The following is a 14,805-nucleotide window of genomic DNA, read 5'->3' on the forward strand; positions in this document are numbered from 1 at the left end:
TGATGTCGGCGATGTCGTCGGGACCACGGGCGACGTCGTGTGGCAGAGCAGCCCGCCCGGCTCGATCTACGACTACATCAGAGTCGCCTCCTTCTCGATCGGACCCGACGGTCTGATCGAGCAGTGGAGCAGCCGGGCCGCCGGTCTGTTCGGCATGTCCTCGACCGAGGCGATCGGCCGCGACCCGGTGGAGGCCTTCATGCCCGCCGAACTGCGCGCGGACGGTCAACGCAGGGTCGGCGAGATCCTCGACGGCAAGGAGTGGACGGGCCTCGTCCCCTTCCGGATGCCGGGCGAGGGCGGGGCGCACGGCGTCGCCGAGGTCTATGTGATGCCGAGTCTGACGGGCCGGGGCGAACGGGCCGCTCTCTGTATCGTCGTGGACGTCCGGGCCCTGCGGCGCATCGAGACCGACCTTGCCGCCTCTCAGGCCATATTCGGCCAATCTCCTTTCGGCTTCGTGCTGTTCGGCACGGACTTCGCCGTCGTCCGGGCCAACCAGCGGTTCGCCACGGTCTTCGGCGGTGCGGCCGACGACCACCGCGGCCGCACGGTGGAGGACTATCTGCCGCGGGCCGAGGCCGACCGGCTGTCCGCCACGCTGAAACGGGTCCTGGAGACCGGGGAGTCGGTCACCGACCTCCAGCTCGTCGGCCCCGCGCCCGGCGGCACCGAACGCCGCCACTGGTCCATGAACCTCTACCGGGTGCACAGCGGGGCCGGCCGCCCCGTCGGCGTCGCCGGACTCGCCACCGACGTCACCCGTCGGCACATCGCCGCCCGCGAGGCGGCCAGCGCCCGCCGCAACCTCGCCCTCCTCAACGAGGCCAGCGCCCGCATCGGCAATTCCCTGGACCTGGAGACCACCGCCCGCGAACTCCTCGACGTGGCCGTCCCCGGCTTCTGCGACCTCGCCGCCGTCGACCTCTACCAGGGGCTGCTCACCGGTGAGGAGGCCGCTCCCGGCAGCTGGGCGCCCGCCCACCGCGAATCCGCCGGAGGCTCGGCCGAGCTGCGCCGGGTGGCCCACGCCAGCGCGGTCGCCGACGCCCTGCCCACCGCCGTGGCCGGCAGCGGCCCCCCGGGCCCGGACGATCTGCCGCCCGCGCTCGGCTCCGTCCACCGCTTCCCGTTCGGCTCACCGTGCGCCATGGCACTGCGCTCCGGCCGGGTCGAGGACGTCCCCGGCGACGAGATGGGCTTCGTGCAGTCGACGCTCGCCGTGCCGATGGTCGCGCACGACACCGTCGTCGGCCTCGTCCAGTTCTCCCGTACGAAGGGCAGCGAGCCGTTCGGGGAGCGCGACCGGGCGCTGGCCACCGAACTGGCCGCCCGCGCCGCCGTCTGCATCGACAACGCCCGCCTCTACCGCCGTGAGCACGAGCGCGCCCTGATCCTCCAGCGCAGCCTCCTGCCCCCCGGCGACCCGGAGGCCGCCGGTCTCGACATCGCCTGCCGCTATCTGCCGGGCAACACCGCCACCGAGGTCGGCGGCGACTGGTTCGACGTGATCGAACTGCCCGGCCACCGCACCGCCCTCGTCGTCGGCGACGTCATGGGCCGCGGCCTGCGCGCCGCCGTCGCCATGGGCGAACTGCGCACCGCCGTGCGGACCCTGGCCCTCCTCGACCTGGAGCCCGCCGAAGTGCTCTCCGCCCTCGACGAGGTCGCCCGCGGCCTCGGCTCCCCGGGCGCCGGCGAGCGCAGCGAGGGCCTCGGCGGCAGCGGGGGAGCGCAGTGGCCCTCCCGCGCCGCGCAGAAGTCCCGCGAGGCGGACCTCTCCGAGGTGTATCTCGCGACCTGTGTGTACGCGGTCTACGACCCGGTCACCCGGCGATGTACGTTCGCCAACGCCGGGCACCTCCCCCCGGCCGTCGTCGAGCCCGGCCGGCCCGCCCGGCTCATCGACGTACCGCCGGGCATGCCGCTGGGCGTCGGCGGCGAGCCGTTCGAGGAGGTCGAGGTCGAGCTGGCGGAGAACGCCCTGCTCACTCTCTACACCGACGGCCTCGTGGAGTCCCGCGACCAGCCGCTGGACGAGGGCCTGGACGCGCTGCGGGCTGTCCTCACCGGTCCGCAGATGGAGCTGGAGGACGCCTGCGACCACGTCCTCAGCACCCTCGACACCCGGCACGGCGAGGACGACATCGCCCTGCTCATGGCCCGCATCCAGGGGCTCCCCGGGGAGGCGGTCGGGGACTGGACCCTGCCGCGCGAACCCCGCTCGGTGGGGCGCGCCCGTGAGCTGGCACGCATCCAGCTGGTCGCCTGGGACCTCGACGACCTGGTCGACACCACCGAACTCCTCGTCAGCGAACTGGTGACCAACGCCCTGCGCTACGGCGAGGGCGAGATCCGGCTCCGGCTGCTGCGCGACCGCACCCTGGTCTGCGAGGTGTGGGACGCCGGCCTCGTCCAGCCGCGCCGCCGCCGCGCCCGCGACACCGACGAAGGCGGCCGCGGCCTCCAACTCGTCGGCCTGCTCAGCGCCGCCTGGGGTTCGCGCCGCACTCCGCGCGGCAAGACCGTCTGGTTCGAACTGGCCCTGCCGGACGGGGCCCCGGCCGCCGAACTCTCCGTGGCGCAGCTCCTGAGCATGTACTGAGCCCCGCGCGGTTCGCGAGGGCGCCGGCTGACACGGCATCCGTCCGAGCCGCGAAGGTGCCGACCGCGCCCGGCTCACCGGGCGTCACGCGCCCGTCTTCAGGGCCGCGAGCCGGGCCTCGACCTCCGCACTGTCGCCCAGGCTGTCCAGCTCCTCGAACTGGGCGTCCAGCGAGGAGGCCGCCAGCTCCTGCTTGCCCAGCGCCTTCGCCTCCTCGCGCCGCACCTTGTCCTCGAAGCGGCTCAGCTCGCTCGTCGGGTCCAGGACGTCGATGCTCTTCACGGCGTCCATCATCTGGTTCTGCGCCTGCGCGGACTTGGAACGCGCCACCAACTCGTCGCGCTTGGCCTTCAGCTGGGAGAGCTTGTCCTTCATCTGGTCCAGCCCCGACTTCAGCTTGTCCACCACCTCGCTCTGCGAGGCGATCGTGGGCCCGGCCGCCTCCGCCTCCTGCTCGGACCGGAGCTGGCGGCCCAGCGCGACCTTCGCCAGGTTGTCGAACTTGTCGGCCTCCGCGACCGACCCCGCCCCGCGCAGTTCGTCGGCCTTCCGGCTGGCGGCCAGCGCCTTGCCGCCCCACTCGGCCGCCGCCTCGACGTCCTCCTTGTGGTCCTGCTCCATCAGCCGGAGGTTGCCGATGGTGGCCGCGACCGCCTGCTCGGCCTCCGCGATGTTGTTCGTGTAGTCCCGGATCAGCTGGTCCAGCATCTTCTGCGGGTCCTCGGCCTGATCGATGAGGGCGTTGATGTTGGCCTTCGCGAGCTGGGTGACGCGGCCGAGGATGGTCTGCTTGGACATGGGACGGCTCCTTGGAGATCGAGACGGGTCATGTGGCTGTGGTCCTGTCCTGTCCTGCCGGTCGTTCAGAAGCGGCCGCCCCCGCCCCGGCGGCCCCGCGTTCCGCCCCCGCCGAAACTGCCCGGCCCGCCCCCGAAACCGCCGGACCGGCCGCCGCCGAACCCTCCGCCGAAGCCGCCGCCCAGGCCCCCGCCCCGGCCGCCGCCCCCGAACAGCCCGCCGAGGATGATGCCGCCGAGCACCGCCCCGCCCATGCCGCCGCCTTGCGGGGAGCCGGGCCCCCGCACGGAGCCGAAGCCACGGACGTCCTGCTCGGCCAGGCTCATCGCCTGCCCGGCCAGCGCGTCCGCCTGCCGCACCTCGGTCAGCGCCCCCTGCGCGTCCGCGGCCGACAGCTCCCGGGCCCGCTCCCACCGCCGCTGCGCCTCCGCGAGCCGGGTACGGGCCTGGCTGCCGACCGCACCCCGGTGGGTCGTGATGTAGTCGGCCGCCGCCCCGATCGCGGACCGGGCGGTGAGCATCGCCTGATCGAGGAGGGCGCGGGCCTTCGCCTCGCCCCGCTCCTGGTCCCGGGCCCCCGCCAGCGCCTCGTCCAGGGCCGCGTCCGCCTCCTCGACCCGGCGCAGCGCGTCGATCGGGTCGTACGGTCCCGCGGCCGTCGCGGCCCGGACATCGCCGAGCACGGCCTCGGCGCGGGCGATCCGGCCGCGCAGGTCGGCGGTCGACGCGCCCTCGGCGGTGCCTTCGAGCAGCCCGCCCGCGTCCGCGAGGTCGGTCTCCGTCTCGGTCAGCGCGGCGGGCAGCTTCCGCGCGGCCTCGCCCAGCTCCGCCGCCCGCCGGTCCACCGAGTCCAGCAGCGTGCCCGCCTGGCCCACCGCGCCCTCGGCTCCCCGGATGTACACCGCGGCCCGGGAGTTCTCGCCGGCCTCGACCGCCGTACGGGCCTGCGCCACGGCCGAGGCCGCGAAGACGAGCCGGTCCTTCGCCTGTTCGACGTCGGCCGCCACGGGTGCGGCGGCGCCCTCCCCGTACCGCTCGCGCAGCCCGGCGGCGCCCGACTCGGCCGCCGCGACCCTCCCGGCGAGGTCGCGGTGCGTGGCGTCCACGCTGGCCAGGGCCTCCGGAGCGGTACGTTCCAGAGCGCGCAGCCGGTCGAAGTCCTCGGCGACGGTGTCCAGGCCCTCGTTCGCGGTCGCGCACCGCCGCAGGATCTCCTCCAGCATCCGGCGGCGGGTCGCGTCGTCCTCGGGGAAGGCGTCGTCGAGCTGCTGGCGCAACCGGAACGACTGCGTCAGCTCGTCCTTCGCCCGCGCGACCGCCGCGGTGAAGGGCTTCGCCGCATCCTCGCCGAACTGGGCGGTGGCGAAGCCGAGTTCCTCCTCGCTGGTGCGCACCGCGTCGTCGGTGTCCACCAGCACCTCCTTGGCCCGCCCGTCCAGCTCCGGCAGCGGCGTCGGCGGCTCCGGCGCACCGCCGGCCCCCGCGCCCCGGCCCCACCCGGTGGCCGCCGGGGTGGTGCGGGTCGTCGTGCGCCGTTTGCGCCGGGCGTACGCGTAGGCCCCGACCGCGCCCACGCCCACCACGACGGCCACCGGCAGGACGAAGTCGCGGACGCCGGTGGAGTCGGAACCGCCCGTTCCGGGGTCGGCGGGCCCCGGGGTGATGGCTGGGGCGGTCACCGGGCGACCGGCCAGTACGGAGCCGTAGCCGCCGGCAGCGCCGATCGCGGCCCCCGCCCAGTCGTTCTCCCGCAGCGCGGGTTCGATCGCGGTGCCCGCCACGTCCCGCAGCTGTTCGTCGGTGAGCGGGGAGCCGGCGTCGACGGAGTAGGCGTACTGCCGGTCGTGGGTGGCGACGGAGAGCAGCACGTCGTCCAGGCCCAGGCCGTTGCGGTGGGCGGTCTCGTCACTCCACGTCTGTCCGGACCGGCCGGAGAAGTCACGCACGTACACCACGAAGAGCTGGACGCGCTCGTCGGCGTACAACCGGTCGAGTGCGTCCTCCACCTGCCCCGTCCGGTCGCCCAGCGCCCCCACCCGGTCGGTGATCTGCCCGTCCCGGGACAGCTCGACGGGGTCGTCGGCGCGGGCGGTCGCGGCGGCGGGGAGCACCAGCCAGGACACGGCGGACAGCACGGCGATCAGGCCGGTGAGAGGGCCGGCGATCAGGCCGGTGAGGGGCCCGGCGAGGCGTGGTCCGGCGGGAGACCGGGTGGGAGACCCGGTGGGGGGTCCGGGAGGAGACCCGGCGGGAGATCCGGTGAACCGGCCGGGAAGCCGGGCGCTGCCCGGGGCGGTGCTCCGGATCCTTCGCGGTCGGTGAGATATCACGTTTGTGAGGCTATGTGTGCTTTTTTGCCTCCGCGACCCGGCGTTCCGCCGACTCACGTCGGCTGTTCGCATGAAAGGGCGCGGGAAAGAGACCTCCCCGCGCGTGTACGGAGAGACGGAGGCCGCCGCCCGTCGTCAGATGGGGCGGACGTGGCGCGTTCCGGGGCCCGGTGCCGGAGGCCGACGGTGCCGCGCCGGTGAGGCCCGGCACCCACGAGGGGCCCGGAGTCCGGAGGTGGCGTGTGACTGGGCTTCAGCTGTCGGTCGTCGTGCCGTGTTTCGACGAGGCCGAGGTGATCGAGGCCTTTCACGCCGCCCTGATCGGCGTCCTGGAGCCCCTCGGGGACAGTTTCGAGATCTGTTACGTGGACGACGGCAGCCGGGACCGCACCCGCCTGCTGCTGAGCGCCCTCGCCGCGCGCGACCCACGGGTCCACTACACCGCCTTCAGCCGCAACTTCGGCAAGGAGGCCGCCATGCTCGCCGGCCTCCGCATGGCGCGGGGAGCGGCTGTCGTCATCATGGACGCCGACCTCCAGCACCCGCCCGAGCTGATCCCCCGCATGCTGGAACTGCACCGGCACGGCTACGACCAGGTCATTCCGCGCCGCGACCGCGCGGGCGACGGCGTGCTCCGCAGCACCCTCAGCCACACCTACTACGCGCTCGTCCGCCGCTGCATGGACGTGGAGCTCATCGACGGGTCGGGCGACTTCCGGCTGCTGTCCCGGCGGGCGGTGGAGAGCGTGCTGTCCCTTCCCGAGAGCAACCGCTTCTCCAAGGGGATCTTCTCCTGGATCGGCTTCGACACGGTCACCTTCCGCTACCGCAACAGCGAGCGGGTGGCGGGCCGGTCGAAGTGGGGCAGCAGACGGCTGCTGAACTACGGCATCGACGGACTGCTCTCCTTCAACAACCGGCCGCTCCGCCTCGCGATCTACACCGGCTTCTGGGTCTTCGTCTCGGCCCTGGTCTACGCCCTGTGGACGGTCGTGGGCGTCGTCCTGCACGGCGCGGACACCCCCGGATACGCCACTCTCCTCACCGCCGTCGTCGCCCTCAGCGGCATCCAGCTGGTGACGCTCGGGGTCATCGGCGAGTACGTGGGCCGCATCTACCACGAGGCGAAGCACCGCCCGCCCTACGTCGTGCGGGAGACCGACGCGACCCGGCAGGCGCTGCCGGCGGGCCCGCCGCCGCGCCCGCGACTCACCGGGGGGCCGGGCGAACCCGCCGCCCCCGCCCCGGCCGCCGCGACCGGCACCCCCGCCGCGGTGGCCGAAGCCCCCGCCCCCGCCCCCGCCGCCGGGACCGGTGCCCCCAGCCGGTCCCGTACCGTCCGCCAGTTCGGCAGCTTCGTCCTCATCGGCTGCGTGAACACCGCCGTCTACCTCGGGATCTACGCCTCGCTGAACCGCTGGATCCCCTATCTGACCGCCCATGTCATCGGCTTCGCGGTCAGCATCGTGTGCTCCTTCCTGCTCAACTCCTACGTCACCTGCCGGACGAGGCCGACGTGGCACGCGTTCGTCCGCTATCCCCTCTCCAGCCTGGTCAACCTCATGGCGTCCGGAGCGCTGCTCTACGGGGCGGTGAGCGGCCTCGGGATGGACAAGAACCTCGCCGCGCTGGCAGCGGGCGTCCTCGTCACCCCGGTCTCGTTCCTGCTGGCCCGATGGGCGATCACCTCGGGCCGGTCCAAGGCCGCCACGGCGGCGCCGTGGGCCGAACCGCTGCCCGGCCGCCCGGCACCCGAACCGCTGCCCACCCGCTCGTCCCAGGAGGGGTGACGTCCGCGATGTCCGACGACGTTCCCGTGACCGCCGCCCCGGAGCGACCGCGGAGGGGCGAGGAGACGCCGGACCCGGCCGGGCGTCCGTCGGACCGCCCCTGGACCGCCCTCTGGGTGAGCGCCCTCGCGCTGCCGCCCCTCGCCCTGCTCGCCGCAGCCTCGTGGTTCGGGCGGTGGGTGAGGCCCGGCGCGGACGACTGGTGCTTCCTGCCCGCCGTACGGGACGACGGCGTCACCGGCCTCGTGGGGAAGTTCTACTTCGACGACAACGGGCGGGTCGCCAACGCCCTCCTGGTCGGCGCGTACGCGAAGTTCCAGGTCGCGGGTCACCAGTGGTTCCCCCTGATCAGCGGGGTCCTGGTGCTCGCGGTCCTCTGGGCGGTGGCCGTCCTGGCCCTGCGCCGGGCCCGGCTGCGCACCCCGCGCGGGCTGCCGCTCCTGCTCGCGGCCCTGACCACCGCGCTCTTCCTGTTCGTCACGCCGAACACGTACAAGACGTTCTACTGGCCCGCGGCGTCCGTCTCGCACACCCTGCCGCCCGTCCTGGCCTGCGCCGCCCTGATCCCGTTCCTGCTCGCCCGCTCCCGCCGGGGGCGGGTCATCGCGCTCGCCGTCGCCGCGCTCACGGGCGCCTTCCTCGCCACGCTGTCCGAGGAGACGGCGGTCGTCGTCGTGACGGTGCTCCTGACCGCGCTCCTGCTGTCCGGCCGCGTCGTTCCCGCCCCCGACCGGGGGTTCGTCCGGCGCTGGGGCGCGGCGGGAATCGCCGGGACGGCGGCCGGGGCCGTCGTCCTCATCACCTCACCCGGATCCATGCGCCGCAGGGACCGGTTCGGCGCGGAGACCACCTCCCTGCTCGCCCCCGACTCCCTCACCGCGTCGCTGCGCGCGTTCGCCGAGATCGCCGTCACCGTGGCCACGACCTGGCAGTACGCCGGGGCGGTCGCGGCCGGCGTACTGCTGGGGCTGCTGTGCCGACGGGCGGACGGGACACCGCCCCGCCCGCCCGCGCGCAGCCCCCTGCTCGCCGCCGCCGGAGTGCTCGCGCTCCTCGTCTCCGGCTACCTCTGCACGGTCATCGCCTATCCGGTGTTCGGCGCCCGGGTCAGCGACCCGGGCGCCAACCGGCTGTGGAACGACTACCTCCTGCTGTACGTGATCCTGCTCGTCGGCGCGGGGTCCCTGCTGGGCCTGGCCCTCCGTCGGCACACCCGCCGCACCGCCCCGGCGAAGGCGGTGTGCGCCGCGCTCTGCGTCCTCGTCTGCGTCGGCCCGGCCGTGGCGCTCATCCATCTGGACACCGCGATGCGGGCCCGGGCCGAGAAGTGGGACGCCCAGGACCGCCGGCTCCGCGCGGGGGCGGAGGCCGGGAAGCGGGTCCTGCCGTACGAGCGCCTGGTGATCAGCAACATGCTGGAGCCGTTCAGTCAGGGCGGGCGTTCGTACTGGCCCGGCGGGTGCGTAGCCGACCTGTACAGGCTCGACCGGGTCACCGACGGGTCCAGGGACGCCCCGTGACGAGAACTCAGGCGTACGTGTAGAACTGCGTGTGGTCCAGCATGCTCTGCGGGGTCGTGTTCGGCCAGGGCGGCATGGTGTCGTTCAGATCGATCACATCGACCGTCCCGCCGGCGGGGAGGTACTCGGCGCTCGTCGGATGGAGCGCGTGCCAGTCGGCCCAGAGCTTGTCGACGAACGCGTGGTGCAGCCAGAACACCGGATCGTTCGGGGAGACGCTCGTCTCCATATGGCCCCAGACCCAGGTGTGCACCCGATTGTGCATGCTCATGTATCCCGCGGAGCCCTCCAGCGCGGAACGGAAGCCCGCCGAGCCGTCACGGAAGGGCGGGGAGTCGTACGTGGGCATGGCGAGGGCCGCGTCGACGTCGGACCGGGGCGGGAGCGAGGGAACGCGGTAGGCGAGCTGACGGGCGAGGAAGGCGCGGCTGTCGACCGAGACGTTGATCGTCCAGTCTCCGCCGGAGTGCGCGAAGGGCCCGTCCATCACCTGGTCGTCCAGCGGGCGCCCGGTGCCGCCGAGAAAGTCCGGCGCCCAGAGCGAGGAGCCGACGGTGTTGTCAACGGTCCAGTCCCAGTAGGGGATCGAGACCGACGCGTCGATCTTCTGGAGCTCGTTCTCGAAGTCGATGAGGAACTTGCGGTGCCAGGGCAGGAACGACGGCCCGAAGTGGCCCACGTACACGCCGGAGTTCATGTCTATCGAGAACCGCGTGCGATGGGCGAGGACGAACTCGTCGTACACCCCTAGGCGCTTGACCTCCAGTACCGCGTCGACGAAGGCCTTCTTCTCGGGGGCCGTGAGGTTCGCCTGGTTCTTCCGTACGGTCATGGCTGCTGCTCCCGGCTCAGGCGGTGGGGTCGAACGGAACGACGACGGCGCCCTTGAGCGAGATGACCGCGGTGCGGGCGGCCTCCAGCGGGGTCGCGAATCTCTCGTAGTGGTTGATCGTGCTGCTCCAGCCGCTCTTCCCGTGCTGCATCACGGGAAGCTCGCGGCCGTCGATCAACACGCGGTAGCCGGCGCCGTGCCCGGCGTGCCCGGCGTGTGCGTGCGCGCTCGCGGGGGTCTCGGCGGGCGTGCCCTGGATGCGGCGGCCCTTGAAGACCTCGTCGAAGGAGCCGGATGCTCCGGTTCCGCCGGGTGCGGTGCCGGAGCCTCTGGTTTCGGCCGCCACGGTGTCCGTGGACGCGGCGGCCACACCGACGAGCGCTCCGCTCGCGGCGACGCCGATGACGGCCCCGAGGGCCTGACGACGGGTGGGTCTGAACATGGCGGATGTACCCCCAGAACATGGCGGAGGCGGCCCTCCCTGGTCGTTGTCCGGGGCCGCCGTGACCATGTCTACACGGGGGTGACCGTCCGCATAAGCAGGGAAAAAGGGGTTGGGTCTCATATGGACACGTCTTCATGGACATAGGGCGACCTCAGGGCGGACACAGAGGTGTCATCGGCCTCCCGTGCCGCTCCGCGGCGGTGCGTGAGGCCGCGGAGGGCGCAGGTCTTGCCGCGTAGGCGCCCTACGGGTGAAGGATCTTCGGTATCCGTCGCGCCGTCGCCCAGCGGAACGATCATCTGCGCATGGCCGGAAGTAGAAGTGTGCGCTCGCTCCGGGGCGGGTGACCTCGCCCGCTCACCAGGGCGGTTCCCCGGTCGCGCCCTGAAGGGCCCCGGACGGGCCGTCCGCGTCCAGGAACGGTTCCGTCGCGCCGTCGACGAGCAAGACCTGCTTGCGCGGGCCGCCTCTGTGACCGTGGCCGTGGCCACGGCCGCAGGTCCGGACGACCGGACTCGTTCCGTCCGGTGGGTGATGGTTCTGTGCGGGCCGGGCGACTGCTCGATGACCATGTCCTGGGTCTGTGACAGCGCTGTCCTGGAACGGCACACGGGGACCTCTGCGGCCCTCGACCCCGCATAGTGATCAAGGAATACCCGGGCGGTCGAACTCGCTTCGGTGCCTCGACCACGACCACGACCACGCTTACGACCACCAAGGGGATCTGTCATGTTCGGCAACCGTCGAAAGTCCTTCCTCGTCTCCGCCGCCCTCGTGGGCGGCGCCCTGTTGATGACGGCGTGCCAGGACACGGAGGACGGCGCCGCTGCGGGCCCCTCCGCCACCGACGTGCCCGCCGCGGACGTGTCCGGGGCCGACGCGGCCGGGACCGACGCCTCGAAGGGCGCCGACAAGGGGGCGGAGCAGGGCGCCGAAGTTGGGTCCGACGCGAAGGACGGCGGCAGCGCGGAGGGGTCCGGCGCCGACGCCGGCGACGGCACGAAGGTGCCGGTCCAGCAGACCTGCGGCGCCAACGACATCTCCTGGAGCACCCGGTCCGAGAGCCAGGCCGGCGGCTACATCCTGGTCATGGCGAAGGCCAAGCAGGGGATCACCTGCATCCTGCCGGCCGCGCTCCCGACGGTGGCGTTCGGCTCCGACGGCACCCAGGCGGGCCCCGCCGAGCAGGCGGTCGGCGACGCGGTCACGCTGAGCGGCGGCACCACCGCCTACGCCGGGGTGAACCCGAAGACCACCAACACGGACGGCGGCAAGGAGCTGGACTCCATCATCGTCGGCGTCGGCAACGAGGACCCCGACCCGGTCTCCCTCAAGGTCGGCACCATCACGGTCGACAAGCCGGTCGTCACCAACTGGCACACCGCCCCGGCCGACGCCGTTCCCTCCGCCTGAGAGAACTGACGCCGGGGGCGGTGCGTTGATCGGGAGACGTGGATCCGCTCCGGTCCTATTCGGCGGGCTGGTGGACGCGGGGGAGTCCCAGGTCCGGCAGGTCGAGGTGGAAGCCGCGCCCGCGACCGGTCATGGTCCCGTCGTAGGCGAGGTCGGCCAGGCCGATGCCCAGGTGCCGCAGTTCCTCGACGAGCATGCGGGCCCCCGTCGCGGCGTGCGCGGCTTCGTCCATGGCGTCGGGGAAGCGTCGTTGCCAGACCGAGCGGGAGGCGTCCCAGCCGTTCCGCGCGAGCCGGTCGGGGTCGGCCGCGTCCGGCTGGTGCAGGTAGCCGGTGGCTTCGATGACGAGACCCAGATCCTGGCTCCAGCACTGGACGAAGCGCTGCGGATCGTCGGCGGATCCGAGGTGCAGGATGAATGCGCCGGGGAAGAACGGGGTGTCGTGGTCGAGGGAGCGCAGGGTTTTCGCCAGGCGCTTCTCCACGTCTTCCCATGTCGTGCCGGAAACGGGCGGCACGGTCGGCAGGTCCGCCTGCTCGGCGGCGCGCCAGCGGCCCCAGGAGTAGCCGCTTCCGGCGGCGTCGGCGTCCGCGTCGGGAGGCAGGAGTTCGAGGCTCACCTCGCCCTCGTCGTGCGAGTGCACGAGGAGGCAGGCGCCCGGGAGTCGCCACAGCATCCACGGGCCCGAGTCGCCTCCCCACATCGCGGGCGGGCCCAGCTCCTCCTCCATGACCCACCAGGCGGCGCGGACGAGACCGGCGGCGGAACGTATGTCCTCGGCGGGCAGGTCGACGACGCGGACGTTCAGTTTGCGCACCTGCTCGGGTGTTGAGGCGTCGGCGATCACCGTGCCGTAGCCGCCCCAGGGCCCCTTCCGGGGAGCGAATCTGCGCCAGACCTGGCCCGCGACCTCCTTGGGCTCCCGGAGTTCCCAGCCCAGCTCCGAGGTGGCGTGCTCGAAATCCGTCAGGCTCCACGAGCCGAAGCGGAGCGGAGTGACCTCGCGCACCAGCTTGCGGAAGATGTCGTCGTCGAGCCAGCTGCCCCGGGGGATCCTGTTCTCCATCCGGCAGACAGTAGTGGTCCGGTGGTGACGGGGTTGCGCGGGGCCGATGCCGGCGGACCGGCTCCTGGGGGACGACGCCCACCGTGACCAGGGATGAGAGGTGGAACATGGAGGCACGCGACTCACAACTCGCGTTCGGGCAGCAGGTTCTGGACACCCAGCCCTTCAGTGTCCTGCTCGGCGCGCGGCTGGGGGCCTTCGGTGACGGGGCGGCGGTCCTGGAGCTGGACGGGGGCGGAGGATCGTCCGCAGGCGGACGCCTGTCGCCTTCCCGGTCGAAGGCTTCCCGCGAACCGGTGCACGGAAGAGGGTTGGGGCGGTCGGTCACGCCGAGGACGCGCATGTCCTCACCGGCCGGGGCCTGATGGCGGTAGTACCGGTCGAACTCGTCCTTCAGGTACGCGGACAGCGGACGGCGCACGACGTGCACTCGCCCCACCGTTCGGGTGCGGACCCCGTGCATCCAGTCATCCTCGTAAGGTCCTGGGTAGCGGGCCCCTTCCTTGAACGCTTGAATCTCGTCCGCTTCCTGCGGGACGAGATAGTGAGGCAGTGTTTCCAAGCGCCACGCTTCCGATCGGAAGTCACGGAACTTGGCTGCCCACTCGTCACCAGCCAAGAGCACGGATTGCCTCCCGTAGTACAGCCTCCGGGATCTCGACCAAGCCCTCACCGGACGGCGGGGTGAACGCGTCCGACAGGTCGCCTTGCACGACGAAGGAGCCGGAAGGGGGGCGCTAGACGTTGGGGCAGTCGCCTTGCCCGCAGGGGCCGCCGTTTCCGTTGTCGCCGGTCAGTCGCTGTAATTCTTCGCGAGCCATGCTCGAACCCCCAGGGGTGGTGGAGGGCCCAGGAGGGCCCTGTTGACCATGAAGGTACGGGCGTGGCCTGAGGGCGTCTGTGCGGGATCGCGACTATGCGCGTTGTCGCATGAAGAGGGCCCCGGCCCATGGGACCGGCCGGAGGAACGCGGCAGTCCGGTCAGGCGGAGGGGAGCGGAAGTGCGCCGAGGGCGGGTGGACTGAGGTGAACAGCGCTGAGGACGCACCGACGAAGCCGTCCGACGACACGTGGCGTACTGCTGGCCGTGCTGGTGGGGATGGGCTGGTAGTCCAGGCAGGAGGTACGGGATCGAGCCCGGGGGCCTTCGGTCCGCCGGCCGGAAGGCCTCCCGAGCTTCATGGGCCGCCGGGCCTCAGATCCCGCAGCTGGGCGCGGACCAGAAGCGGCCGCTGCCCCCGGCGACGTGGGTGTGGTCGTTGTGGCCGGGGTAGCCCGGGCCGAGAATCTCGGTGAAGCCGTGGTTGCGCGCCGCCTGGGCGAGGGCGCAGAAGCCCTGGGCGCCCGCGCCGAGGTCCGCCGCGTGCCCGTACATGTGGCGGCTGTTGGCGGCCCCGCCGACCGCGCTGTTGCAGGACACGCTGCGGAAGCCGCCGTTGACGGTGATCGGCCGGTCCCCCATCGCGTGCCGCATGGCCTGGAGCTTCCACATGGTCACCAGGGCGTTGGCGCGTGCCGTGCCGGCGCTGACCTTGCCGCCGGACCAGTCGGAGTTGCAGCGGTTCAGCTCGGCGTAGGTGAAGTTGACGGGGGTGCAGTCGTCGTCCTGCAACGCGTAGATCTTGCTGAACGTCTGGGCGCCGGCGATGCCGTCGGCGGCCAGCCCGTACGCGGCCTGGAAGCGCTGCACGGCCGCCTTCGTGGCCGGGCCGAAGGCTCCGTCGATGGCGATCTGGTTCCCGGTGCCCGGATAGCCGGCGACCCGGATCTGGAGCTGACGTACGGCTTCGCCGCTGGAGCCTTCCCGGAGCGTGCCGCTCCAGGTGTAACAGGCGTCGGCCGTACCGACGTCACCGGCCGACGCGGAACCGGGGGCCGGGGTCGTGGACGGGGTCGCGGAGGCGGTCGGGGTGCCGCCGAACGCGAGGGCCGCGCCCGCGAGGGCCGAGAGGAGGAATCCGATGGGGCGTGATCGCATGGGGGCAACACCTCATTGTCGTCAAGCT

Annotated in this window: 10 protein-coding genes and 3 pseudogenes; 5 read left to right on the forward strand and 8 right to left on the reverse strand. The window is 72.7% G+C overall.

All coding sequences use genetic code 11. The annotated features are described in order from the left end of the window. The first annotated feature begins 37 nt into the window (after positions 1–37). Positions 38–2,605, forward strand: coding sequence for a SpoIIE family protein phosphatase (locus ACH4RG_RS07520; RefSeq protein WP_397920606.1), 2,568 nt, complete (start codon positions 38–40; stop codon positions 2,603–2,605). Positions 2,606–2,689: 84 nt separating this feature from the next. Here ACH4RG_RS07520 and ACH4RG_RS07525 read toward each other — a convergent pair whose 3' ends face one another. Next, positions 2,690–3,403, reverse strand: a complete 714-nt coding sequence (locus ACH4RG_RS07525) for a PspA/IM30 family protein (RefSeq protein WP_398539239.1) — start codon at positions 3,401–3,403, stop codon at positions 2,690–2,692. Positions 3,404–3,468: 65 nt separating this feature from the next. Next, positions 3,469–5,538 (reverse strand): TPM domain-containing protein, encoded by a 2,070-nt coding sequence (locus ACH4RG_RS07530; protein ID WP_397920469.1) that lies wholly within the window; start codon positions 5,536–5,538, stop codon positions 3,469–3,471. A gap of 437 nt (positions 5,539–5,975) precedes the next feature. Here ACH4RG_RS07530 and ACH4RG_RS07535 point away from each other — a divergent pair, with 437 nt between their 5' ends. Then, positions 5,976–7,523 carry a glycosyltransferase gene (locus tag ACH4RG_RS07535; protein ID WP_398539240.1) on the forward strand — a complete coding sequence of 516 codons (1,548 nt, stop codon included), beginning with the start codon at positions 5,976–5,978 and terminating at the stop codon, positions 7,521–7,523. 8 nt (positions 7,524–7,531) lie between these two features. After that, on the forward strand, positions 7,532–9,043 hold the full coding sequence (locus ACH4RG_RS07540) for a DUF6056 family protein (protein ID WP_397929929.1): 1,512 nt from the start codon (positions 7,532–7,534) through the stop codon (positions 9,041–9,043). A 7-nt stretch (positions 9,044–9,050) separates the two neighbouring features. On the opposite strand, the gene ACH4RG_RS07545 is transcribed toward ACH4RG_RS07540, so the two are convergent. Together ACH4RG_RS07545 and ACH4RG_RS07550 are read right to left on the reverse strand one after the other, a co-directional pair. Beyond that, positions 9,051–9,875 (reverse strand): tyrosinase family protein, encoded by an 825-nt coding sequence (locus ACH4RG_RS07545; protein ID WP_397920475.1) that lies wholly within the window; start codon positions 9,873–9,875, stop codon positions 9,051–9,053. Positions 9,876–9,891: 16 nt separating this feature from the next. After that, positions 9,892–10,317: a tyrosinase family oxidase copper chaperone gene (locus ACH4RG_RS07550; RefSeq protein ID WP_397920477.1), complete on the reverse strand. Its 426-nt coding sequence runs from the start codon at positions 10,315–10,317 to the stop codon at positions 9,892–9,894. Positions 10,318–11,049: 732 nt separating this feature from the next. Between ACH4RG_RS07550 and ACH4RG_RS07555 the strand changes: the two genes are divergently transcribed. Next, positions 11,050–11,733 carry a DUF4232 domain-containing protein gene (locus tag ACH4RG_RS07555; protein ID WP_398539241.1) on the forward strand — a complete coding sequence of 228 codons (684 nt, stop codon included), beginning with the start codon at positions 11,050–11,052 and terminating at the stop codon, positions 11,731–11,733. 55 nt (positions 11,734–11,788) lie between these two features. Here ACH4RG_RS07555 and ACH4RG_RS07560 read toward each other — a convergent pair whose 3' ends face one another. Next, positions 11,789–12,799 (reverse strand): TY-Chap domain-containing protein, encoded by a 1,011-nt coding sequence (locus ACH4RG_RS07560; protein ID WP_398539242.1) that lies wholly within the window; start codon positions 12,797–12,799, stop codon positions 11,789–11,791. 107 nt (positions 12,800–12,906) lie between these two features. Between ACH4RG_RS07560 and ACH4RG_RS07565 the strand changes: the two are divergent. Then, positions 12,907–13,029, forward strand: a pseudogene (locus ACH4RG_RS07565) (thioesterase); the annotation flags it as partial. A 95-nt stretch (positions 13,030–13,124) separates the two neighbouring features. Here the strand turns inward: ACH4RG_RS07565 and ACH4RG_RS07570 are convergent. From ACH4RG_RS07570 to ACH4RG_RS07580, 3 genes and pseudogenes are all read right to left on the reverse strand, one after another. Further along, a pseudogene (locus tag ACH4RG_RS07570) lies at positions 13,125–13,472 on the reverse strand (DUF6879 family protein); the annotation flags it as partial. Next, positions 13,408–13,620: pseudogene (locus ACH4RG_RS07575) on the reverse strand (hypothetical protein). The pseudogenes ACH4RG_RS07575 and ACH4RG_RS07570, both read right to left, overlap by 65 nt. 374 nt (positions 13,621–13,994) lie before the next feature. Then, a complete protein-coding gene (locus ACH4RG_RS07580) occupies positions 13,995–14,777 on the reverse strand; it encodes a D-Ala-D-Ala carboxypeptidase family metallohydrolase (RefSeq protein WP_398539243.1) in 783 nt (260 codons plus the stop codon). Between the last annotated feature and the right edge of the window lie 28 nt (positions 14,778–14,805).

It is taken from the genome of Streptomyces sp. NPDC021019, assembly GCF_044333295.1.
Taxonomy (GTDB): domain Bacteria; phylum Actinomycetota; class Actinomycetes; order Streptomycetales; family Streptomycetaceae; genus Streptomyces.